We start from the raw sequence: 19,983 nt of genomic DNA, 5'->3' as shown, positions 1-19,983 counted from the left end.
AGTGCACCGCAGGCAGACAGCTAACGTGTTCCGGCTGGCTTGCCTTCAAACAGATAAGCGGGAGATTCCGGTGACGACCGATCAAGCACCGGATCGCAAACAGCCGGTGTTTGTGTCGACTCACGCGAAACACGCTCATAGAGATTATCCCAGCGCTTGCCTGCCACGTCTGCGCTGAACATCTCTTCCGCCGTATATCGCGCGTCAGCACGCATTGCGGCCAGAATATCAGGTTTGCCAATCACAGTTTTAAGATACTCGACCGCTTCGTCGGCAAGCATCTCGATCGTATCGCGATAGATCTGGGTATAGGCTTCGGTGTGCCGTTCGCTTTTGTCCGGACGGACCCATTCGCCCATCTCGTCTCGCTCCAGATGAAGCAGATGACCGTTCCGGCCTGGATAGATCACCTCCGGAAGCGCGCAAACATTGGTAGCAATAACGGGCGTATATTCCGCCATGGATTCAATGGCCGAAAAACCAAATGTGTCTTCAAATGTCGGCAGCAACGTGAAGTGCGACTTGCCCATTATCTCGCGCGCTTCAGCATTCGGCAGCCCTGCGAAATGAGTGACGTTCGGAAGAGAGAGAAGGTCTGTATACGGTTTCAGGAAATCCGGGTCTGTGGGGTCGCTCCACACGCTTTCCCCGGCCTGAAGAGACGAAATGACGTTCACGTGGATCGGCAGCCCCTGCTCGAGCGCCTTTTCTGCGATCCGCACCGCAACGCATCCTCCCTTACGGACAAAATGGCCGCCCACAAAAGTCAAAACCAGCGAGGATGCATCATCACCTTTCAGGCGATCGCCTTTCTGACCAAGTTCCACATTCGGATGCTGCACCATCATCTTTGCCTTGATGACGTCATAAGCCGGTGTGCCTTCATGCATGGCCAGAGCTGTCCGCATGGCGAAGTGAGACATTCCAACGAGACGGCGGCACCTGTTGCTGGTGATCTCCTTGAGCATCATCTTCGTCAGGATGGCATCACTGGGCAATCCGAACTGACGCGGGATATGGCTCTCAAAAGAACATATCATTCTGCGCGCACCAAACGGGATACGATTGACCACATGAACAAGGTCAGATCCGTCGAAAGGCTGCATCAATGTGAAGCCATCGAGCTTGGCGCGCAGCTTGTTGAACGGAACGAACAACCGGCGCCGAATATCATGTCTGGAGTGACGCGGACTGGAAAACGACGTGGGATAACGATCCCGCAGCACCGACACTCGCACAGGTTTACTTCCAATCATCTCTTCGCCCAGACCAACCCAATTCAGCCGGCCACTTAATTCTGTGACCAATCACTCATTGTGTATGCAAATTGCATGACAGATTAAACGTAAAGATGCGGAAATCCGCACAAAAAGTGGAAAAATGGCAAAAAAAACAGCACCACTATGTAAGTGAATGTTCACTTGCTCTATTTTTACGCGTATGTTATCCGGAGAGGCGAGTGAGGAGTCTCCTATGACAAGAAATACGTCGGCGTCCAAGCCCCCGGCCAAAAAAGCGCGTGCACGCAATGCTCGCCCGAAAATCGAGCGTGCCGCATTGAAACTCTTCGTCCACGAAGGTGTCGATGCCGCAACAACGCGGGAAATCGCCGAAAAGGCAGGTGTTTCCGAAGGTGCACTTTACCGCCATTACAAAGGCAAGGACCAGCTGGCGCTCAGCCTGTTTATGGAAACCCACAATCGTCTCGGCCAGATGATGCAAGAGGCGTTGTCCGGCGACGGCTCGCTGGAAGAAAAAGTCCATGCCGCCGTAAAGGCGTATTGCGAACTGGCAGACGAAGACTTTCTCCTGTTCTCGTTCCACCTCGTCTCTCTCAACCGTTACCTGCCCTACGACAAGCGGCGCGAAGACGATCCGGTATCCATTACCGAGCGGATCATCGACGGCCTCATGTCGGAAGGCATTATCCCGAAAGGTGATCCCGCACTGAAAGCGGCAATGGCGCTCGGTGTGGTGATGCAAGCCGGACAGAACAAGATCTACAACCGGCTGCCCGGCCTGCTTGTCCAGCATGCCGACGCGATGGCCCGGGCCGTCGTGGCCGTCCTGAAATCTGAATAGGCCCTTTCCGTTCAATAAAGACAAAAGGATCCCCGCCATGCGCGCAACCCTGTTCACATTTGTCTATTATCTCCTCTCTGTTCTCTATGTGCTGGCCTCCGTGCCATTCCTCATTCTGCCGGGGCACACCCCGGTACGGGCGATCATCCGCAGCTACACGCGGGCCATGAACCTGAACCTCCTGCTTGTCGCAGGCATCCGCAAGGAAGTGCGCGGCCGGGACCAGCTTCCGGATGGTGCGTTCGTCCTTGCGGCGAAGCACCAGAGCTGGGGCGACGGTTATCTCGTTTATCCGGAGGTCGATAATCTCGCCTTCGTGACCGGCGATCATCTGGAGAAGTTTCCGCTTGTCGGCGGCATCCTTCGCAAGCTGGGCGCGATCGTCATCGACACATGCGGCGGGGGCGAACGCAAGGCAGCATCGCTGCGAGAAGGTATGGAGCAAGCAAAACAGGACGGCCGGCGGGTTCTGATCTATCCGGAGGGGCATCTGGCGCCGGTAGACTATCATTTCCGCTACAAGCCGGGCGTCTGGCACATGGCGCAGGCGATGCAGGCTCCGGTCGTGCCCGTCGCCACCAATATCGGCGTCTACTGGCAGCAGCAGGAAAAGGAAAAGCGCCCTGGCACAGCGATCATCGAATTCCTTGAGCCCATCCCGTGGGATCTGCCGAAAGAAGAGTTCATGGACCGTCTGACCGCAGTCGTGGAAAAACGTACGGCTGAACTGGTTGCGGAAGGCCGCGGTACGCCGGTCAAAAAGGCCATGCTCATCCCTGACCCGCCCAAGGGCATGGAGGCCAGCCCGACCATGTCGGATCTCGCCGCTTTCAAAAAGGCTTAGGACGCCAGGCCAAGCACCGCCGCTCGCCACAGCTCGCATTTCCTGACGAAACTCATGGAGGCATAAGCCGGGCTGGTCGATGGCACGGCGATTTGGTTGGCCGACGGAGGCGCATGCATCGCGGCGTATTTCCCGAAACTTTTCGCAGCCTTGCCGCCGTTCAGGAGGATCCGGTCAATGCCGGGATGGGCCGCAAAGAAGCCGGCAAAGTCATTCGGGACTTCCGCCTTGATATTTGCGTCGAGACTGCCTTCACGACGGCAGAACTGCAGTACGTCCCATACAGCGACACCATTCTCCATCAGGATTGCCTGGCGTTCAGGATAGGGTTTCTCCGGCCCTGCCTCGAACAGCTGGCCCATGATTGGCCAGAAGGCATTCCGGCCATGGGCGTAATACTGTCCTGCCTCAAGTGAGGCGACGCCTGGCATGCTTCCAAGGATCAGAAGACGCGCATCAGGCGCGGCGATCGGGTCAAAGCCTTGTACGATCATGGCGTCGTCCTTGCCGGACACCCGCTCATCACGCGTTGGCGGCCGGCACGATCGTCACACTCTCACCGCAGCCACAGGCATCTGTCTGGTTCGGATTGTTGAAAACGAACTTTTCATGCAGCGGTGTCACTTCGTAATCCACTTCGCTGCCAAGAAGGAACAGGACGGCCTTGGCGTCGATCAGGATGGTGACACCATTGTCCTCGACCACCTCATCCAGCGGCTCCGGTGCCATGGCGTAGTCCATGACATACTCCATGCCGGCACAACCACCATTCTTAACGCCGACGCGCAGGTAACCTGCGCCGCGTTCTTCCATGATCTCTTTGACGCGCGCTGCAGCGGCGTCAGAAAGCTTTACGGGCTTGGGTCTCGGTCGTCTGGCCATGAGGGAGAGATAGGGGCGCACCCCGCTCCATTCAATTACAGCATGTTCAGCGCGAGGCGCGCTTCGTCGGACATACGCGACGGGTCCCAAGGGGGATCGAAGGTCAACTGCACCTCCACATCCGTCACGCCTTCAACCGTGCGGGCAGCTGTTTCCACCCAGCCCGGCATCTCACCAGCCACCGGGCAGCCCGGCGCAGTAAGTGTCATTTCGATATCGACCTTCCGGTCATCATCGATATCGACCTTGTAGATCAGGCCCAATTCATAGATGTCGACCGGAATTTCGGGGTCGTACACGGTCTTGAAAGAGGCGATCAGGTCGTCAGTAATACGGTTCAGCTCATCCTGCGGAATTGCTGAAGGCGCTGCAGTTTCAGCGGCAGCGTCCACATCGCGGGAGGTCATGTCATCGGCCATTGAGGCACCTATACCAGCATTTTCCGGGCCTTGGCGAGCGCTTCAATGAAGGCATCGACCTCGGCGAGTGTGTTGTAGATGGCGAAGGAGGCGCGGGCTGTCGAGGGGACGCCCAGCGATTCCATCAGCGGCTGTGCACAATGGTGCCCGGCCCGGATCGCGACGCCGTAGCGGTCAAGAATCTGAGCAATATCATGGGGATGCGCGCCTTCGAGGCTGAAGGTCAGCACCGCCCCCTTGCCGGGCGCTTCGCCATGAATCCGCAGCCCGTTGATGCCGCGAAGCCCCTCTACGGCATGATCATACAGGACCATCTCATGTGCATGCAATGCATCTGAAGGATGACTGCGTATCCAGCGCAGGGCTGCGCCAAGACCAATCGCTTCCAGGATCGGCGGCGTGCCAGCCTCGAATTTGTGCGGCGCGGTGTTGTAGGTGACGCGGTCGCGGGTGACGATCTCAATCATCTCGCCGCCACCCTGATAGGGCCGCGCCCGGTCCAGCGCTTCCGCCGTGCCATAGAGCACACCGATCCCGGTCGGCCCGTACAGCTTGTGACCGGTCATGACATACCAGTCGACGCCCAGCGCCTGCACATCCACCGGGACGTGCACAGCTGCCTGGCTGCCATCGGCCAGAACCTGCGCGCCGGCGTCGTGCGCGAGGCGCACAATCTCGGCCATGTCCGTCACCGTGCCCAGCACGTTGGACATGTGCGTCATGGCGACGAATTTCGTTTTCGGTCCGATTGCGTCGGCGAAAGCCGCCATATCCAGCGACCCATCCTCCGTCAGGTCCACCCAGCGCAGCACGGCGCCGTGGCGCTCGCGCAGGAAGTGCCAGGGGATGATGTTCGAGTGATGCTCCATCACCGACAGGACGATCTCATCGCCGGACCGGATCTCAGCCGCCAGGGCCGACGCGACGAGGTTGATGCCTTCGGTCGAGCCCTTGGTGAAGATGATGTTCTCGTGGCCGGGTGCGTTCAGATATTCCCGCGCCGCTTCGCGGGCTGCCTCATAGGCTTCGGTCGCCTCGTTCGACAGGGTGTGGATGCCCCGGTGTACATTGGCATAGGCCGTGCGCGACTGGTTCGCGACCGCATCGATCACCGCATTCGGCTTTTGAGCGCTCGCCGCATTGTCCAGATAAACAAGCGGATACCCGTTCACCTCGCGGCTGAGGATCGGGAACTCTGCCCGGATCGCGTCGATATCCAGCACGGTGCTCATTTTGCCAGCCATTCCCGCGCCTGTTCCCGCAGCACGTCTTCCAGTTCGCCCGCCTCTTCCAACGCCTCGGCGATGAAGGCTTCTGTCAGAAGGGCGCGCGCCTCTTCCTCGGCAATGCCGCGCTGGCGCATATAGAACATCTGGTCCGGGTCCAGCGCGCCAGACGTGTTGCCATGGGCGCATTCCACGTCATCCGCGTAGATTTCAAGCTCCGGCTTGGCGAAGACTTCGGCGCCCTCTTCCAGCAGCAACGCATTGTGCTGCATGTCCGCATCGGTCTTCTGGCCGACATTGCGCGGCACGAAAAACTTGCCCTGAAAGACGCCGCGTCCACCGTCGAGCACAGCGCCCTTGGTCTGCTGGCGTGTGACGCAGGCCGGTGCGCCATGGCGCACTTCGGTGGTAATATCGGCATGATGCCCGGCCGCGCAGAGATAGGCCGCATTGAGCGTCGCCCTGGCGCCGGTTTCCTGATGCGTCAGCCGGGTCTCAAGGCGCGTGAGCTTTCCGCCGAACGCCAATGTCGTCTGGCGGTAGTCAGCACCTTCATCCAGCTGAACGGCGGCCGTTGCCGCCAGTACTTCGGCTTTGCCCGTGCGTTGGTACACGGTGCGGGAACACGAAGCGCCCGCCTGAAGGGAGAATTCCATCAGCGAGGCTGTGAGCCCCGCACCACCAAGATAGGACTCGCTCACGTTCAGCTTCGCACCGGGGCGCAGGATGATCTGGACACGGGCGAAGTTTGCCTCGCCAGCACCGGAGAAGCGGAAATGCAGGCGCGGCAGCGCCTCTCCCGTCACTTCGATCATCAGCGTGCCGGGCTTGGTCTTCCCGCCTGCCAGCGCAGCGGCGAGTGCCCCGAGGGGCATGCCTTCAGACGCGCCGAAGGCCTGCGCCTCAGGCTTCGCCAGAACGCGAATGCCGTCCGGCAGGTCTTCCGGCCAGGTGAACCCGGAGGGCGTGAAACTGAACAGCAGCGCGTCTTCGGTCGGCAGCGGATCTTCGGAAGGGCCGGGGTCTGACGGGCTTTCGATAACGGGAAGCGCCGCCTTGAAGTCGGTCCAGTGCCAGCCTTCCACGCGGCGATGCGGCAAGCCGCCCTCGGCGAAGGCTTCGAATGCCCGCTCGCGCCGCGCATCTTCCGGCAACATGCCGTAGCGCGCGATCAGCTCCAGCTCAGCCGCGTTGGGATTGGCGATCAGGTCGCGTAGTGCTGTGGTCACACTGCCTCCCCGAGAATGCCGTCATAGCCCTCGGCTTCCAGGCGGTGGGCCAGGTCCGGACCGCCGGTCTTCACGATGCGGCCAGCGGCCAGCACGTGCACCTTGTCCGGTTTGATATAGTCCAGCAGGCGCTGATAGTGCGTGATGACCAGCATGCCGCGCTCCGGGCTGCGCATGGCGTTGACGCCTTCAGCAACGGTCTTCAGCGCGTCGATGTCGAGGCCGGAATCGGTCTCGTCGAGGATCAGGAAGGACGGATCCAGCATCATCATCTGATAGATTTCGAGCCGCTTCTTCTCACCGCCGGAGAAGCCGACATTCACCGGGCGTTTCAGCATCTCGGCATCCAGCTTCAGCTTTTTCGCGATCTCGCGGGACTTCTTGATGAAATCCGGCGCGGAAATCTCGTCCTCGCCGCGCAGCTTGCGCTGGGAGTTCATGGCCGTGCGCACGAAGGTCATCACCGGCACGCCGGGAATCTCGACCGGATACTGGAAGGACAGGAACATGCCCTTGGCGGCGCGCTCTTCCGGATCCATGCCCAGAAGGTCTTCACCGTTCAGCGTGGCTGTGCCGCCGGTGACTTCATAGCCGCTGCGGCCTGTCAGAACGTAGGACAGCGTGGATTTACCCGCCCCGTTCGGGCCCATAATGGCGTGCACCTCACCGGCGGGCACCTCAAGGGTCAGCCCATTGATGATCTGCTTGGCGTCGTCGCCGACAGTGGCGGTCAGGTTCTCAATCTTCAACATGGGGCGGATGTAGGGCCGACCGGGCCTCAGGGAAAGCCCTTAGGTCAGGAATGGGGGCATCAGAAAAGCTCAATCCGGTCGGATACATCAGGCTTGGTGAGCCGCCCACACGCCAAGATTGTCCTGAAGCGCGCACCCGGTTATGTCTGGTTGCCAGTAGCGGGGACGAAAATCATGCAGCAGCGCAGCGCCATTCCGGCGATCTTTCTGGCAATCACCGCACTTGCAACCGCCGCCTTTCCGGCAGCGGCTGAGGGGGACCTGTCCAGGCCAGCCCTGAGAGACGCGCGGGCGGCGGTCCTTACCTGCAATAACGCTCAAAAGGCCACAGAAACCGACGCATCGACCGCTGGTCCTCTGGCGGTCTGCATGGCTGCCCTCGGCCAGGTGGAGGCCATCTATGATGCACTTCCATCCACAACGGTGAAGGACCGCTCCTATCGGGACATATTCCGGGGGCAGCTCGCCTTGTCCGTCTTCACCATCGACCTGAAGGTAAAAGGCGGCCTGACGCGTCAGGGCTGCACCTATGCGCGCAAGAACGTGTCGATTGTCAGCAATGCCGAAATTATCGACCCGGAGGATCGCGCGGTGCTTGAGGAAGGCACGACCTTCCTCAAAGAGAACTTCATTCCCCTGTGCGACCAGCACTATCCGGAATAGCGGGCCGGCTTAGCCCACACTGCCTTCGAGGCTGACTTCCAGCAGCTTCTGCGCTTCCACGGCGAACTCCATCGGCAGCTCCTGAAGCACTTCGCGGACGAAGCCGTTGACCAGGAGGGCCACGGCCTGCTCTTCGCCGAGGCCGCGCTGGCGGGCGTAGAAGAGCTGGTCTTCGGAGAGCTTGGTGGTCGTCGCCTCATGCTCCAGCTGTGCGTCAGCGCGACGGTTCTCCACATAGGGTACCGTGTGGGCGCCGCAGCGGCCGCCGATCAGCAGGCTGTCGCACTGGGTGAAGTTGCGGGACTTCTCGGCGCGCTTGTTGATCGAAACGAGGCCGCGATAGGTGTTGTCCGACTTGCCGGCCGAAATGCCCTTGGAAATGATCCGGCTCTTCGTGCGTTTGCCGAGGTGGATCATCTTGGTGCCGGTGTCGGCCTGCTGGCGGCCATTGGTGACGGCGATCGAGTAGAACTCGCCCACGCTGTCATCGCCGCGCAGGATGCAGGACGGGTATTTCCAGGTGACGGCAGAACCGGTTTCCACCTGCGTCCAGGAGATCTTGGAGCGCGCACCGCGGCAGTCACCGCGCTTGGTCACGAAATTGTAGATGCCGCCCTTGCCGTCTTCATCGCCCGGCCACCAGTTCTGGACGGTGGAATATTTGATCTCGGCATCGTCGAGGGCGACCAGCTCGACCACAGCAGCGTGGAGCTGGTTCTCGTCGCGCATCGGCGCGGTGCAGCCTTCCAGATAAGAGACGTAAGCCCCCTCATCGCAAATGATCAGGGTACGTTCAAACTGGCCAGTGTTCTCCGCGTTCATGCGGAAATAAGTCGACAGCTCCATCGGGCAGCGAACGCCCTTCGGCACATAGACGAAGGTGCCATCGGAGAAGACGGCGCTGTTCAGCGTGGCGAAGTAATTGTCAGACTGCGGAACAACTGTTCCAAGGTATTTCTTCACCAGTTCCGGATGGTCCCTCACCGCCTCGGAAATCGACATGAAGATCACGCCGGCCTTTTCCAGTTCCTTGCGGAACGTGGTCGCGACCGAAACGGAGTCAAACACGGCATCGACGGCAACGCGCGGGGCTTCACGGGCCGTCGCAGCCGTTTCCGCCGCCCCTTCGACGCCGAGCAGCACTTCGGCCTCGCGCAATGGAATGCCGAGCTTTTCGTAGGTCTCGAGGATTTCCTTCGGAACGTCGTCAATCGACTCATACTTCGCGCCGGATTTGGGCGCGGCGTAGTAATAGTAATCCTGGTAATTGATCGGCTCGTAGCGGACCTTTGCCCAGGTCGGCTCGGTCATGGTCAGCCAGCGGCGATACGCAGCGAGACGCCACTCCAGCAGCCACTCCGGCTCTTCCTTCTTGGCGGAAATGAAGCGGATCGTGTCTTCCGACAGGCCCTTGGGCGAATACTCGGTCTCGATCGTGGTGGAGAACCCGGCCGAATAGTTCTCGGATTCGAGCGCCTTCGCGGCCTCGACCGTTTTCGCGTCGATACCCTCTTTGACGATCACTTCGGTGCAATCATCTTCGTGTTCGTCTGTTCCGCCGCAGCAGTCCATTACGCTTTTTCCTTCGCGATGATGCGTTCGGCCGCCTTCAGCCACGCATCGGCGACGCCGTCAAAGTCCGACGGCAGTGTACACCATCCAAAGCTGGTGCGTATTGCCGATTCTGCAAGGTCATCGCCTGCGCCCATCGCCATCAGGACGAGGCTGCGCTTGACCTTGCCGGAAGAGCAGGCCGCGCCTGCAGACACGCAGACGCCGGCCAGATCCATGGCCATAACCTGCGTTTCCGCCGCAAAACCGGGCTTTGCGAAGTTTGACACGCCTGCCAGGCGAGGCGACGCCTTGCCGGTAACGATTACACCGCCTTCGGCTTCGAGACGGGCCTCCATGGCATCGCGGCGCGGCCCAAGGGCCTGATATTTCGGCAGATCGCGGATGGCGGCTTCGACAGCGGCGCCAAAGCCTGCAATCGCCGCCACATTCTCCGTGCCCGAGCGCAGGCCCCGTTCCTGACCACCGCCATACTGGACGGCTTTCAACGGAGCGCCCGGCCGGTGCCACAGCGCACCTGCCCCTTGCGGCCCGCCGATCTTGTGAGCGCTGACCGCAAGGTAGTCGACGCCGAGAAGGCCGACATTCACCGGCACTTTGCCGAGCCCCTGCACGGCGTCGCAGATCGTCAGCCCGCCTGCTTCGCGTACCAGCGCCGCGGCTTCCGCGACGGGCTGGAGGATGCCGGTCTCGTTGTTCGCGAGCATCAGGCACAGCACCGGTATGCCTTTGGCAGCATGGTCCCATGACTTCAGACGGCTTGCGAGGTCTTCCAGATCAACAGTCCCGGCGGGGGTGAGATAGGCCGTTTCCATCACAGCGCCGGAATGGGCCGCCGCCTTGCCGATGGCTTCATGTTCCAGCGCAGAAACGATCAGCGTACATTTGCCCTCAAGGCCCGCCACCACACCATGCACGGCGAGGCTGTCGGATTCTGTGCCGCCTGACGTGAAAACGATGTCTTCTGCCCGGCTTCCAATGGCCCCGCCCAGCGTGGCGCGCGCCCGTTCCACGACCCCACGCGCGGCGCGTCCCGCCGTGTGAACGGAGGACGGATTCACCGCCCCCATGTCATACACGGCAAGCATTGCCTCGCGCGCTTCCGGACGCAGCGGGCTGGTCGCATTGTGGTCGGCATAGATCATGCGCCCCATATAGCGCCTCGGCGACGCGGACGCACCTGCAGAAAAATTTGCTTTTCAGTGCGCGATTGGATTATCACCCCGCGCTTAACCCGAATTTCCGAGGATGCCATGGCAGAACTCATCATTCCCGGCCCACAAGGCCGTATCGAAGCGCGCTACACAGAGCCGCCGTTTGAAGGCGCCCCGATTGCGCTGATCCTCCATCCCCACCCGAAAGCCGGTGGCACGATGCAGGACCCGATCTCGATCATGCTATACCAGATGTTCGAAAAGCACGGCTTCGGCGTGCTGCGCTACAACTCCCGCGGCGTTGGCCGCAGCCAGGGCCAATATGACCAGGGCATCGGCGAGCTGGAAGATGCGGCGTATGTCCTTGATTACATTGAAAACCTGTCGGAAAGCCCGCGCTATGTCTGGTGCGCAGGTTACTCATTTGGGGCCTGGATCACGCTTCAGCTGCTGATGCGGCGCCCGGAGATTGATGGCTTCCTTGCCATCTCCCCGCCGGCCAACCACTACGACCTGTCCTTCCTGGCCCCGTGCCCGGCGTCCGGCCTGATCGTGTCCGGTGACAGCGATGCCGTGTCTTCTCCGGAAGACGTAGAACGTGCCCTCACCAAGGTGCGCGTCCAGAAAGGCGAAGAAATCGAACGCACCACGGTAAAAGGGGCGAACCATTTCTATCAGGATCGCCGCGAAGACCTGATCGGCACCTGTGAGGAATACCTCCTGCGCCGCCTTGCCGCCGCTGAAGAGAAGCTGCGTATTGAGGCCGAAGAAAGCGACTAGGCCAATACAATTCCGCCCGTCATTGGCTCCGGCACGCCCGTCGTGCCGGGCCAGCTGATGGGTAGGCCACGGGCCGTGCGCGCAGCGAGAAAGGCAAAGGCTTCGGCCTCGATGCTGTCTCCGCGCCAACCGGCCTCTTCCGCACTGAGCACCGCACAAGGCAGCGCCCGCGCCAGCGCATCCATCAGCGCCGGATTGTGACGTCCGCCGCCACAGGCGATCACGCGCGACGGGATTTCCGGCAGCTGCGCAATGCCTGCCGCGACAGCGCGTGCCGAGAACTCCGTCAGGGTCGCCGCGCCATCTTCCACCGACATGCCTTTGACCATGGCGGCGGAGAAATCATAACGATCCAGAGATTTGGGCGGCGCCTCGCTGAACCAGTCATGCTGCAGCAATTGTTCCAGCAGCGCCTCGTCTGCAGTTCCGGTCTTCGCCAGCGTTCCGCCGAAATCATGTGTGCCGCGCCCGTGCCCCTCGACCCATTCGTCGATCGGGCCATTGGCGGGGCCTGTGTCGAAGGCGATCAGCGAGCCATCCGCCAGCCTGGCCGTGATGTTCGCCACGCCGCCGAGGTTCAGCACGCAGGCGGTCCCGTCTCCCAGCCGCTGCAATAGGGCCGCATGATAGGCCGGGGCAAGCGGCGCACCCTGCCCGCCTTCGGCCACGTCAGCTGTCCTGAAGTCGTATGCCAGCGGCACGCCCAGCGCAGTTCGCATCGCAGGGGCATCAATCAACTGAAGCGTTGCCCCCGGTTTGCCGGGCATGGGCCGGCGGTGCAGCACGGTCTGGCCGTGCACGCCTGCCAACACTGGCGTGGGATCGGTCCAGTCCGTCAGAAGCTGCTGCATGGTTTCAGAATGCGTATGGGTGATGACCGCTTTCGCCTCGTCGAACGCCTCATCCGGTCGGGGACCAGTCCAGTTCCATGTCCGCGCCAGTTCCGTCGCCCGCTGCAGGATACGGCGTTCCTCCGGCAGGTATTTGCGTTCGGCCGTGGCGCCGAACTCGAACACTTGCCTGCCATCTGTCAGGATCAGGGCTGCATCCACAGCGTCCAGCGACGTGCCTGACATGAAGCCGGCCACCCATTCTGGCCTGGAATCTGATGCGGAATCTGAATTCGCAGTGTTCAAGCGGCTCCCTTTCCGTGCTACGCGCCCTGCCTTCACGGAGACACGAGAAGATGAGCGAATACAAGTCGGAATTCCTGAAGACGCTGCAGACGCGCGGCTTCATCAAGCAGGTGACCCATGAGGCCGAGCTTGACGCCTATTGCCAGGCAGGTGTCCCGATTGCCTATATCGGCTTCGACGCAACGGCGGACAGCCTGCATGTCGGATCGCTCCTTCAAATCATGATGCTTCGCCACCTCCAGAAAGCTGGCGGCAAGCCTATCGTCCTGATGGGCGGGGGCACCACGAAAGTGGGCGACCCGACTGACAAGGAAAAGTCCCGTCCCCTGCTCACCAATGAGCAGATCGAAGCGAACATCGCCGGCATCAAGAAGGCGTTCGAACCGTTCCTGACTTTTGGCGACGGCCCGACCGACGCCATTATGGTCAATAATGATGACTGGCTGAGCAAGCTCGGCTACATTGAACTGCTGCGCGAAGTGGGCGTGCACTTCACGATCAATACGATGGTGAAGCAGGATACGGTCGCCCGGCGCTTGGCCAATGAGCAGCCCTACACTTTCCTCGAATTCAACTACCTGCTGATGCAGTCCTACGACTTCCTCGAGCTGTTCCAGCGTCAGAATTGCCGCATCCAGCTCGGCGGATCCGACCAGTGGGGCAATATCGTCGGCGGGGTGGACCTGGTGCACAAGGCCGCCGGCGGCGACGTGTTCGGCATCACCGCGCACCTCATCACTACCGCTTCCGGCGGCAAGATGGGCAAGACGGCCGATGGCGCGGTCTGGCTGAATGCGGACCGCAAGAGCCCCTACGAATACTGGCAATTCTGGCGCAACACAGAAGATGCCGACGTCGGCCGCTTCCTGCGCCTGTTCACTGAATTGCCGCTGGACGAGATCGAAGCGCTTGAGAAACTCGACGGCGCCGAGATCAACAAGGCCAAAATCGCACTCGCCAACGCAGCGACCGCCATGCTGCACGGCGAATCCGCTGCGAAGGAATCCGAAGCGGCCGCCTCGGCCGTGTTCGCCGGGGGCGGAACGGCTGCGGCCCTGCCAACCGTCGAAATTCCGTCCACAGAACTGTTCAGTGAGTATCTGGTTGCGGCGGCCTTCACGGCGGCGGGACTGACCGAGAGCAACGGCGAAGCGCGCCGCCTGATCAAGCAAGGCGCCGCGAAGGTCAATGATCAGCAGGTGAAAGACCAGAACGCAACGATTGCGGAGTCTGATCTCATCGACGGCAAGATCAAGTTGTCCGCCGGCAAGAAACGTCACGCATTGGTGAAGCCTGCCTAGACTTTAGAACTCTTCGTCCGGAATGGGCGGCAGTTCAGACGGGATCGGCTCATCCGGCGGGCGGGGCTTGGCTTCCGGGATGCGTGTATCCGACGGGTTTTCGAAGATCCGGCGGATCACGCCCGGCGCCAGTGCCGAAAGCGGGTTCACCGACACGTTCGCTTTCTCCATCGTTCCCCGGATACCGTAGGTCAGCGAGAACACGCCTTCACCATCACGGCCGACAACCAGGTCACCGAGGATCGGGATTGTTCCTAGGGCGGAGTTCATGCCGAAACTCGGCACCAGCACGCCATCGAACTCGATCTTGCCGTCCTTGGAATCGAAATAGCCATTTGTGGTCAGGCCAAGGGCTGGCCCCTGCGCCTTGGCACCGTTCACCACGTAACGGTCGCCCGCTACGGTCAAAGGAATATCCAGCCGGGAAAACAGCACGCCTTCTCCGCCGAGCGTATCTGCCAGCCCCCGCAGCGAAGCGAGTGACAGGATTTGTGTAAGGAAAGGCGCGTTGTTGAGCCGTGTATCGGTGATGGAGATGTCGAACTTCGACGGCTTGTTGTCGTTCGCCAACACACCATCCATCTCGAGCTGGCCGCCGTCGAGATAGTCGATGCCCAGGAACGCACTGGCGATAAAGCCCGCATCCCCGCTGGAAACGTGGAAGGTCGCCGCCTGACCGCCATTGGTGTCGAAACGCGCTTCGAAGGGGGATCCGTCTGCGGCGAGGCCGGTGGCTTTGAAGGTCTCGATACCCGCCGCACCGGTTGCCATTGAAAATTTCGCCTCGGTCATGTCGAGGCCCGGCCGAAGGGTCAGTGTGTCGACATTCGCCGAAACGCGAATAGGCGTTTTGCTGCCCGCATCATCGGCGTCGCCAATCGCCCCTACGCCCGGCATCGCACCGGAGAGGTCCAGATACGTTCCAGACAGACCGAAATTCAGTGCACCGTCTTTTCGGGTCACGGTGCCGCCGACATCGGCCTTGTTTTTCAGGTATGCCCGGCGCAGCGTCGCGGAAACCAGCTTTGAATCCCCACCCAAAGTGAAATCGCCATCAAGATAGGCGTCGTCGGCGTGGAACACGATGGTGGCCGTGTAGCCGTCGTCGAGCCCTTCATAGTGTACTGAAGCCTTGGCCGACTTGTTCCGCCCTTTCACCCAGCCGATTTCCGACAGATCCAGGCGGGATTCAGTCAGGTCCAGGGCCGTGTCGGCGATGATACGGGATCCCTCTCCGATTTCCGCCTGAACCTCGATGGGGATTTCGCCGGACAGGTACGCCCGCCCCAGCACACCGAATTCGTTCAGGAAGTCGGGCGTAACAATACTGGTTGCCGACAGCAGCGAAGGCTGGTCACCATCATTGAAGGCATCGCGCCAGGTGAACTGGACCGGAGATGGCCCCAGATCGCCAAAACCGGAAATGGTCATTCCGTCCTGATCGACATTCACTTTCGCGGATCCGCCCGTCAGGTCGAACCCCAGCGCCGCGTCCTTTAGGCCTGCCTCGGCAACCGTTCCGACCGCCGTAAAGCGGATATCCTCAAACGGAACATCGTCCAGCGCAGGACGGAACATCTCGAATGTCATCTCGCCATCGCCGGACAGGCGCGCCGGATCGAAATCAATTTTGAGACGCGAGTCGACCAGCGTCTTCATGACCAGAGAGATCGGGCCGTGTCCGCGTGCAAACACCCGGAAGTCCTCGCCGCGCACATTGAACGCCGGCATGATAAAGGCGCCTTCGTCCAGGTCCCAGCCGCCATATTCGCCGGAATCCAGCGTGACGCGGAAGGAATTGCCGGTGAGGCGGCCCTTACCCCGGCCCTTTTCCACCGGCGGCAGGTCCGACAAGAACTTCACCCAGGCATCTTCCGCCGCGAAGGTGAGCTCCAGGTCAGAGTCACGCAGATAACCATCATCGCCGAAACTGTCGCGCTTCAAGTCGATATGCCCCTTGATGTCAGTCAGCGCCCCAGCTTCGATATGCTCGCGGGCAAAGTTCCGCCCACCCTTACCCAGCCCGACGGGCCAGAACGCCATCACGGTATCCTTGGTCACATCTCCGCTGGTTTCCAGAGCGATGTGGCCGAGGATTGGCGGTTCGCCTTCTTGCTTGTCCTGCGTAAGGCCGATGTTGCCCGTCACAAGGAAGCCCGCTTCCTCCTCCTTGAACACAAGGGCGAGATCATCGATTTGACGGTCAGCGACGCTCATCAAGCCTGACGCCTGAAGACCTGTCAGAGTGACAGGGCGTTCAAACACCGGCGTGAAATCCAGGGTGAGCTCTTCGCTCGACAGTTCGAAGTCGTGCGCGGACTGGCCTTGCAGGATATTTTTGAGAGTCAGGCTCGCCTGACCGCTGGCCGGGCCCACTTTGTCGCCGGTCACATCCACTCGCATCGTGTCGTCATTGGCGAGGTAAGTTGCCGTGACGTCCAGCCCCTGCACGTCGAGCCCCCCGGCAAACGGCATGTGGCCTTCCCCCATATTGGAGTGGAAGGCGATCTCATTGATGCCGGTGGCGCGGGCATAGTCGAGCGTTGCATCGGCATTGGCCGGCAATCCTTCGAAAGCATCCACCTGCGCTCCAAAGCGCGCCGCGAGGTCTGCCAGCGGCCAATCGGCAACGGCGAACTCTGCGTGCAGCTTGTCTTCCAATGTGTAGGATCGGACGGTAGCGGCAAGCCCACCGGGCAGACCGGCGCCAGCGCCCGTACCGGCCACACTGACCAGAATGCCGTCTTCTTCTCGTGAAACCCGTCCCTTGGCGTCTGTGATATCGAAAACGGATTGCTGAACGCTGTCCCGGACGCGGAACTCAAATCCGGCAAAGCCCAGATATTCGAGCGCGTAGTTCTGCTCGCCCTGCTTCAGTGCCTCCAGCATGGGCGGAAGCACCTCATTGGCACGCTGCAGCCATTCCTGCGGGGTTTCGGGCAATTTGCCGACCGGAATTTCAGGCAGCGGTTCCCCGCCGATAAACCAGGTGGATGGCGTTTCCTGATCGATATTGACCCACCCGTCTTCAAGATCGAGGCGAAGGACCTCGATATCGCCAAGAACCAGAGAAGACCCGGACAGGACGATATTGGCGTGTCGGGCCTCGGCACTGACATTGCCTTTCACATCCAACATCTGCAGACGCGACCCGGAGATGTGCAGGCGTTTGTCTTCGGCAGACCATTCGAGCTGTACCCCGTCCAGACGGACCTCCCGGCCATCGCGCGCTTCTGTCATCGCGCGTTCCAGGTCGTCCTTGAACATCGACAGGTCCATCGGACCGGAATAAAGCCGGGCGGCAAGCAGACCTGCTGCTACAAAAACAAGCAGGATCAAGCCGCCGAGGATTTCGAGAAAAATCAGTGAGGCGGTCTGGCGGACCAAGGGCGCGCTCCGTACAAGTCGGATCCAGTCATACACGCCGTTCAGCGCTGTGTCTGGTATAAGCAGTACAGCCGAAGCGCACCATAGGAGGATTACATGGCAATCGGGCCCAAAGAAGGCGGACGCGCTCCAAATTTCAGCATGGACTCAACACAAGGGCCGATAAAACTCGGAGACTACAAGGATCAGCTGCTGGTTCTTTACTTCTATCCGAAAGACGACACGCCTGGCTGCACAACCGAAGCGAAAGACTTCACAGACCTCGCAGACGCGTTCGAAAAGGCTGGCGCCAAGATTGTGGGGGTGTCCCGCGATACGCTGGCAAAACATGAAAAATTTGCGGCGAAACACGATCTCGGCGTGACGCTCGCCTCGGACGAGGACGGCAAGGTTTGTGAGGCCTATGGCGTCTGGGTCGAGAAGAAGAATTATGGGCGCACGTATATGGGAATCGAGCGCTCAACCTTCCTGATCGGACCTGACAAAAAGGTAATGCGAATCTGGAAAAAAGTGCGCGTGAAAGGACATGCCGAAGATGTACTCAATGTCATCAAATCGGATGCCTGAAATTTCACCTGATGCATGTATTTTTTCCATGTTTAACAAGCCTTTTACCCTCATGGGCGAAAATTTACATGAATTCTGTGCCCAAGGGGTTACACCTCGTATCGAAATCGGTATGTATTATCTCCAAGGGTTTGGGAAACCTGCTGTAGTGACTACTGCAGCGGGGGCGTGATTTTCCGGTTCTACGGGTGGCGTGAATGGCGAAGTGGAGCGCGAATCTGAAGGCGGCCTTCAATAAAGCCTTCCCTGAGCGTCAAATCTACCATCGCAGCGGCGGAACAGTCCGCTACATCTCTGTGTCTCCATGGCAGCAGGCGATTTTTGCTGCCGGCCTTGCGGCACTGGCAGGATGGACTGTTTTTGCAACCGGCTCCTTCGTGTTGAGCGGCGGCGGCAGTGCCCTGTCCGGAAACCCCGATGGCCGTGAACTCGCAAAATACGAACGCTGGGTTCAGGAACTGCGCGCCAAGGATGCGCTGTCCCGTTCACTGCTGGAAGAACGCACCGACGCATTCCAGAAAGAAACGGTGGAGTGGGAAGAGCGCCAGAAGGCCCTCGAAGACCTCTACAAACAGCTCAAGGGCGAAGACGACCTCGAAACGTCATCTCTCAAAGGCAACGGCGCCGCCCTTCTCGTGCAGGCTTCGATCGAAGAAGCCGATAGTCGCCAGTCGCGTGAGCCTGTCCGCATCACCGCTCAATTCGAAACCGCCACGTCTCGCGGTTCCGTGCGGGTCCTGAAAATGGATCAGGAGCGCATCCTCGACGAAGCCGAGGAAATCGCCACGGAACGCACAGAGCGCGCGCGGGGCATTCTGGCCCTGACGTCCGTCGGATCAGACCGCATCGTAGCCAGCAGCGAGACCGGCGGTCCCTACATTTCGCTGGCCAATGCGACCTCCGGACCTGACTTCAGCAATCTTTCCCTTACCGACACCACGTTCTATTCCCGCCTGTCGCAGACGCAGGCACGTGTCGCGGAAATGCTTTACTACGAGGACATCGTTTCCTCGCTGCCTCTGGGTATCCCGGTCGGGGTGCCTTACCGGCTCACCAGTAATTACGGCGTTCGCGTCGATCCTTTCAAGAAACGTCCAGGCTGGCACAACGGCATCGATATGGCGGCCTATCACGCCGCTCCGATCGTCGCAGCAGGGCCGGGCGTCATCTCTTATGCAGGTCCCCGTTCGGGCTACGGGCGGCTTGTAGAAATCGACCATGGGCACGGCTTCAAGTCGCGCTATGGCCACCTCAGCGGAATTACGGTAAAAAAGGGACAAACCGTGGAGGTCGGCGATCTTGTGGGCAAGATGGGTACAACCGGTCGAAGCACGGGGGACCACCTTCACTTCGAAGTCTGGTTTAACGGCAAACCTTATGATCCAATAAAATTCCTGAAAGCAGGCCGTCATGTTCACCAAGAGTAACAAACACAACGATACGCCGCCGGCACCTGAGCCGGCAAAGGTCCAACCTTCCGTCGATGCCATCCGTGGCGCCGCTTCGAAGCCGGCCGCCCGCGCAGCATCAATCATCTGCGCAGACATGAAGATCAACGGTTCGGTGACCTCTGAGGGTGCGTTGCAGATCGACGGCACCGTCGATGGCGACGTGGCCGCAACCGACATCACAATCGGCGCTTCCGGCCACATCACCGGCGAAGTGAAAGCCGAGGTCGTGAAAGTCAAAGGCCGCATCAAAGGCTCCATCCGCGCCCGCAAGGTCGAGCTGGAGACCGGCGCTCATGTGAAGGGTGACATCGTGCACTCTTCGCTGCAGATCCAGTCCAATGCCGTGTTCGAAGGCCAGGTGAAGCACTCAGAGGATCCACTGAAAGACGCCGCACCGCGCGCCGCCGCCAGCGATGCTCGTCCTTCGTCCGCTTCACCGTCGAGCGCCACGCCGAACGCCACCAGCGGCTTCGGGATCTCACCGACGGCTTCCTGATCCGACTTACAAGACAGACTGAAACGCCGGCATCTCTGGATG

19 protein-coding genes are annotated in these 19,983 nt (G+C 60.4%); 8 read left to right on the top strand and 11 right to left on the bottom strand.

Annotation, left to right across the window (positions count from 1 at the left end; genetic code table 11):
- Positions 1-20: 20 nt before the first annotated feature.
- Positions 21-1,307, bottom strand: a complete 1,287-nt coding sequence (locus HAD_RS11855; RefSeq protein ID WP_156942242.1) for a glycosyltransferase family 4 protein — start codon at positions 1,305-1,307, stop codon at positions 21-23.
- A gap of 166 nt (positions 1,308-1,473) precedes the next feature.
- Between HAD_RS11855 and HAD_RS11850 the strand changes: the two genes are divergently transcribed.
- Both HAD_RS11850 and HAD_RS11845 read left to right on the top strand, forming a co-directional pair.
- Positions 1,474-2,082, top strand: a complete 609-nt coding sequence (locus tag HAD_RS11850) for a TetR/AcrR family transcriptional regulator (RefSeq protein WP_051596182.1) — start codon at positions 1,474-1,476, stop codon at positions 2,080-2,082.
- 37 nt (positions 2,083-2,119) lie between these two features.
- Positions 2,120-2,926, top strand: coding sequence for a lysophospholipid acyltransferase family protein (locus tag HAD_RS11845; RefSeq protein ID WP_035571238.1), 807 nt, complete (start codon positions 2,120-2,122; stop codon positions 2,924-2,926).
- On the opposite strand, the gene HAD_RS11840 is transcribed toward HAD_RS11845, so the two are convergent.
- Genes HAD_RS11840 through sufC form a run of 6 tightly spaced genes read right to left on the bottom strand, consistent with a single transcriptional unit; the run spans position 2,923 to position 7,434 of the window.
- A complete protein-coding gene (locus HAD_RS11840; RefSeq protein WP_035572180.1) occupies positions 2,923-3,420 on the bottom strand; it encodes a DNA-deoxyinosine glycosylase in 498 nt (165 codons plus the stop codon). The two genes, HAD_RS11845 and HAD_RS11840, sit on opposite strands and share 4 nt — an antisense overlap.
- A gap of 28 nt (positions 3,421-3,448) precedes the next feature.
- On the bottom strand, positions 3,449-3,808 hold the full coding sequence (locus HAD_RS11835; RefSeq protein ID WP_035571237.1) for a HesB/IscA family protein: 360 nt from the start codon (positions 3,806-3,808) through the stop codon (positions 3,449-3,451).
- A gap of 35 nt (positions 3,809-3,843) precedes the next feature.
- Positions 3,844-4,227, bottom strand: coding sequence for an SUF system Fe-S cluster assembly protein (locus tag HAD_RS11830; protein WP_035571236.1), 384 nt, complete (start codon positions 4,225-4,227; stop codon positions 3,844-3,846).
- 8 nt (positions 4,228-4,235) lie between these two features.
- The gene (locus tag HAD_RS11825) at positions 4,236-5,459 is read right to left on the bottom strand and encodes a cysteine desulfurase (protein WP_035572179.1); all 1,224 of its coding nucleotides are present in this window, start codon (positions 5,457-5,459) and stop codon (positions 4,236-4,238) included.
- Positions 5,456-6,682 (bottom strand): SufB/SufD family protein, encoded by a 1,227-nt coding sequence (locus HAD_RS11820; protein ID WP_035571235.1) that lies wholly within the window; start codon positions 6,680-6,682, stop codon positions 5,456-5,458. The genes HAD_RS11825 and HAD_RS11820 overlap by 4 nt, the downstream gene beginning before the upstream one ends.
- Positions 6,679-7,434 carry a Fe-S cluster assembly ATPase SufC gene (gene sufC, locus HAD_RS11815; protein WP_035571234.1) on the bottom strand — a complete coding sequence of 252 codons (756 nt, stop codon included), beginning with the start codon at positions 7,432-7,434 and terminating at the stop codon, positions 6,679-6,681. The genes HAD_RS11820 and sufC overlap by 4 nt, the downstream gene beginning before the upstream one ends.
- A gap of 96 nt (positions 7,435-7,530) precedes the next feature.
- Here sufC and HAD_RS11810 point away from each other — a divergent pair, with 96 nt between their 5' ends.
- The gene (locus tag HAD_RS11810) at positions 7,531-8,097 is read left to right on the top strand and encodes a hypothetical protein (RefSeq protein ID WP_156942240.1); all 567 of its coding nucleotides are present in this window, start codon (positions 7,531-7,533) and stop codon (positions 8,095-8,097) included.
- 9 nt (positions 8,098-8,106) lie between these two features.
- Here the strand turns inward: HAD_RS11810 and sufB are convergent, their stop codons facing one another.
- Together sufB and HAD_RS11800 are read right to left on the bottom strand one after the other, a co-directional pair.
- On the bottom strand, positions 8,107-9,669 hold the full coding sequence (gene sufB / locus HAD_RS11805; protein ID WP_084331911.1) for a Fe-S cluster assembly protein SufB: 1,563 nt from the start codon (positions 9,667-9,669) through the stop codon (positions 8,107-8,109).
- A complete protein-coding gene (locus HAD_RS11800; protein ID WP_051596260.1) occupies positions 9,669-10,814 on the bottom strand; it encodes a cysteine desulfurase family protein in 1,146 nt (381 codons plus the stop codon). Before HAD_RS11800 ends, sufB begins: the two co-directional genes overlap by 1 nt.
- 108 nt (positions 10,815-10,922) lie before the next feature.
- Between HAD_RS11800 and HAD_RS11795 the strand changes: the two genes are divergently transcribed.
- Positions 10,923-11,603, top strand: a complete 681-nt coding sequence (locus HAD_RS11795; protein ID WP_035571227.1) for an alpha/beta hydrolase — start codon at positions 10,923-10,925, stop codon at positions 11,601-11,603.
- Here the strand turns inward: HAD_RS11795 and HAD_RS11790 are convergent.
- Positions 11,600-12,691, bottom strand: coding sequence for an anhydro-N-acetylmuramic acid kinase (locus HAD_RS11790; RefSeq protein ID WP_277813276.1), 1,092 nt, complete (start codon positions 12,689-12,691; stop codon positions 11,600-11,602). The two genes, HAD_RS11795 and HAD_RS11790, sit on opposite strands and share 4 nt — an antisense overlap.
- Positions 12,692-12,789: 98 nt before the next feature.
- On the opposite strand from HAD_RS11790, the gene tyrS reads away from it, so the two are divergent.
- Positions 12,790-14,040, top strand: a complete 1,251-nt coding sequence (gene tyrS, locus HAD_RS11785) for a tyrosine--tRNA ligase (RefSeq protein ID WP_035571226.1) — start codon at positions 12,790-12,792, stop codon at positions 14,038-14,040.
- A 3-nt stretch (positions 14,041-14,043) separates the two neighbouring features.
- Here the strand turns inward: tyrS and HAD_RS11780 are convergent, their stop codons facing one another.
- Entirely contained in the window at positions 14,044-17,427 is a 3,384-nt protein-coding gene (locus HAD_RS11780; RefSeq protein ID WP_035571217.1) for a YhdP family protein, read from the bottom strand.
- A gap of 96 nt (positions 17,428-17,523) precedes the next feature.
- On the opposite strand from HAD_RS11780, the gene bcp reads away from it, so the two are divergent.
- The 3 genes from bcp (at position 17,524) to HAD_RS11765 (ending at position 19,941) form a co-directional block, all read left to right on the top strand.
- Positions 17,524-17,994, top strand: a complete 471-nt coding sequence (bcp, locus tag HAD_RS11775) for a thioredoxin-dependent thiol peroxidase (protein WP_035571215.1) — start codon at positions 17,524-17,526, stop codon at positions 17,992-17,994.
- 197 nt (positions 17,995-18,191) lie between these two features.
- Positions 18,192-19,421, top strand: coding sequence for a M23 family metallopeptidase (locus HAD_RS11770; RefSeq protein ID WP_035571213.1), 1,230 nt, complete (start codon positions 18,192-18,194; stop codon positions 19,419-19,421).
- Complete coding sequence (locus HAD_RS11765) at positions 19,405-19,941, top strand: bactofilin family protein (RefSeq protein ID WP_035571211.1); 537 nt, start codon at positions 19,405-19,407, stop codon at positions 19,939-19,941. Before HAD_RS11770 ends, HAD_RS11765 begins: the two co-directional genes overlap by 17 nt.
- The last annotated feature ends 42 nt before the right edge of the window (positions 19,942-19,983 follow it).

The sequence above is a fragment of the Hyphomonas adhaerens MHS-3 genome, assembly GCF_000685235.1.
Lineage (GTDB): Bacteria > Pseudomonadota > Alphaproteobacteria > Caulobacterales > Hyphomonadaceae > Hyphomonas > Hyphomonas adhaerens.
Note: the sequence above shows the minus strand (reverse complement) of the source record. Positions and strands in the feature narration are given on the sequence as shown.

Excerpts from the sequence above, each read along its gene's own strand:
- HAD_RS11845 (WP_035571238.1), top strand. The coding sequence starts at position 2,120 with ATGCGCGCAACCCTGTTCACATTTGTCTATTATCTCCTCTCTGTTCTC.
- sufC (WP_035571234.1), bottom strand. The coding sequence starts at position 7,434 with ATGTTGAAGATTGAGAACCTGACCGCCACTGTCGGCGACGACGCCAAG.
- bcp (WP_035571215.1), top strand. The coding sequence starts at position 17,524 with ATGGCAATCGGGCCCAAAGAAGGCGGACGCGCTCCAAATTTCAGCATG.
- sufB (WP_084331911.1), bottom strand. The coding sequence starts at position 9,669 with ATGGACTGCTGCGGCGGAACAGACGAACACGAAGATGATTGCACCGAA.
- HAD_RS11830 (WP_035571236.1), bottom strand. The coding sequence starts at position 4,227 with ATGGCCGATGACATGACCTCCCGCGATGTGGACGCTGCCGCTGAAACT.
- HAD_RS11795 (WP_035571227.1), top strand. The coding sequence starts at position 10,923 with ATGGCAGAACTCATCATTCCCGGCCCACAAGGCCGTATCGAAGCGCGC.
- HAD_RS11825 (WP_035572179.1), bottom strand. The coding sequence starts at position 5,459 with ATGAGCACCGTGCTGGATATCGACGCGATCCGGGCAGAGTTCCCGATC.
- HAD_RS11840 (WP_035572180.1), bottom strand. The coding sequence starts at position 3,420 with ATGATCGTACAAGGCTTTGACCCGATCGCCGCGCCTGATGCGCGTCTT.
- tyrS (WP_035571226.1), top strand. The coding sequence starts at position 12,790 with ATGAGCGAATACAAGTCGGAATTCCTGAAGACGCTGCAGACGCGCGGC.
- HAD_RS11765 (WP_035571211.1), top strand. The coding sequence starts at position 19,405 with ATGTTCACCAAGAGTAACAAACACAACGATACGCCGCCGGCACCTGAG.
- HAD_RS11800 (WP_051596260.1), bottom strand. The coding sequence starts at position 10,814 with ATGATCTATGCCGACCACAATGCGACCAGCCCGCTGCGTCCGGAAGCG.
- HAD_RS11850 (WP_051596182.1), top strand. The coding sequence starts at position 1,474 with ATGACAAGAAATACGTCGGCGTCCAAGCCCCCGGCCAAAAAAGCGCGT.
- HAD_RS11770 (WP_035571213.1), top strand. The coding sequence starts at position 18,192 with ATGGCGAAGTGGAGCGCGAATCTGAAGGCGGCCTTCAATAAAGCCTTC.
- HAD_RS11835 (WP_035571237.1), bottom strand. The coding sequence starts at position 3,808 with ATGGCCAGACGACCGAGACCCAAGCCCGTAAAGCTTTCTGACGCCGCT.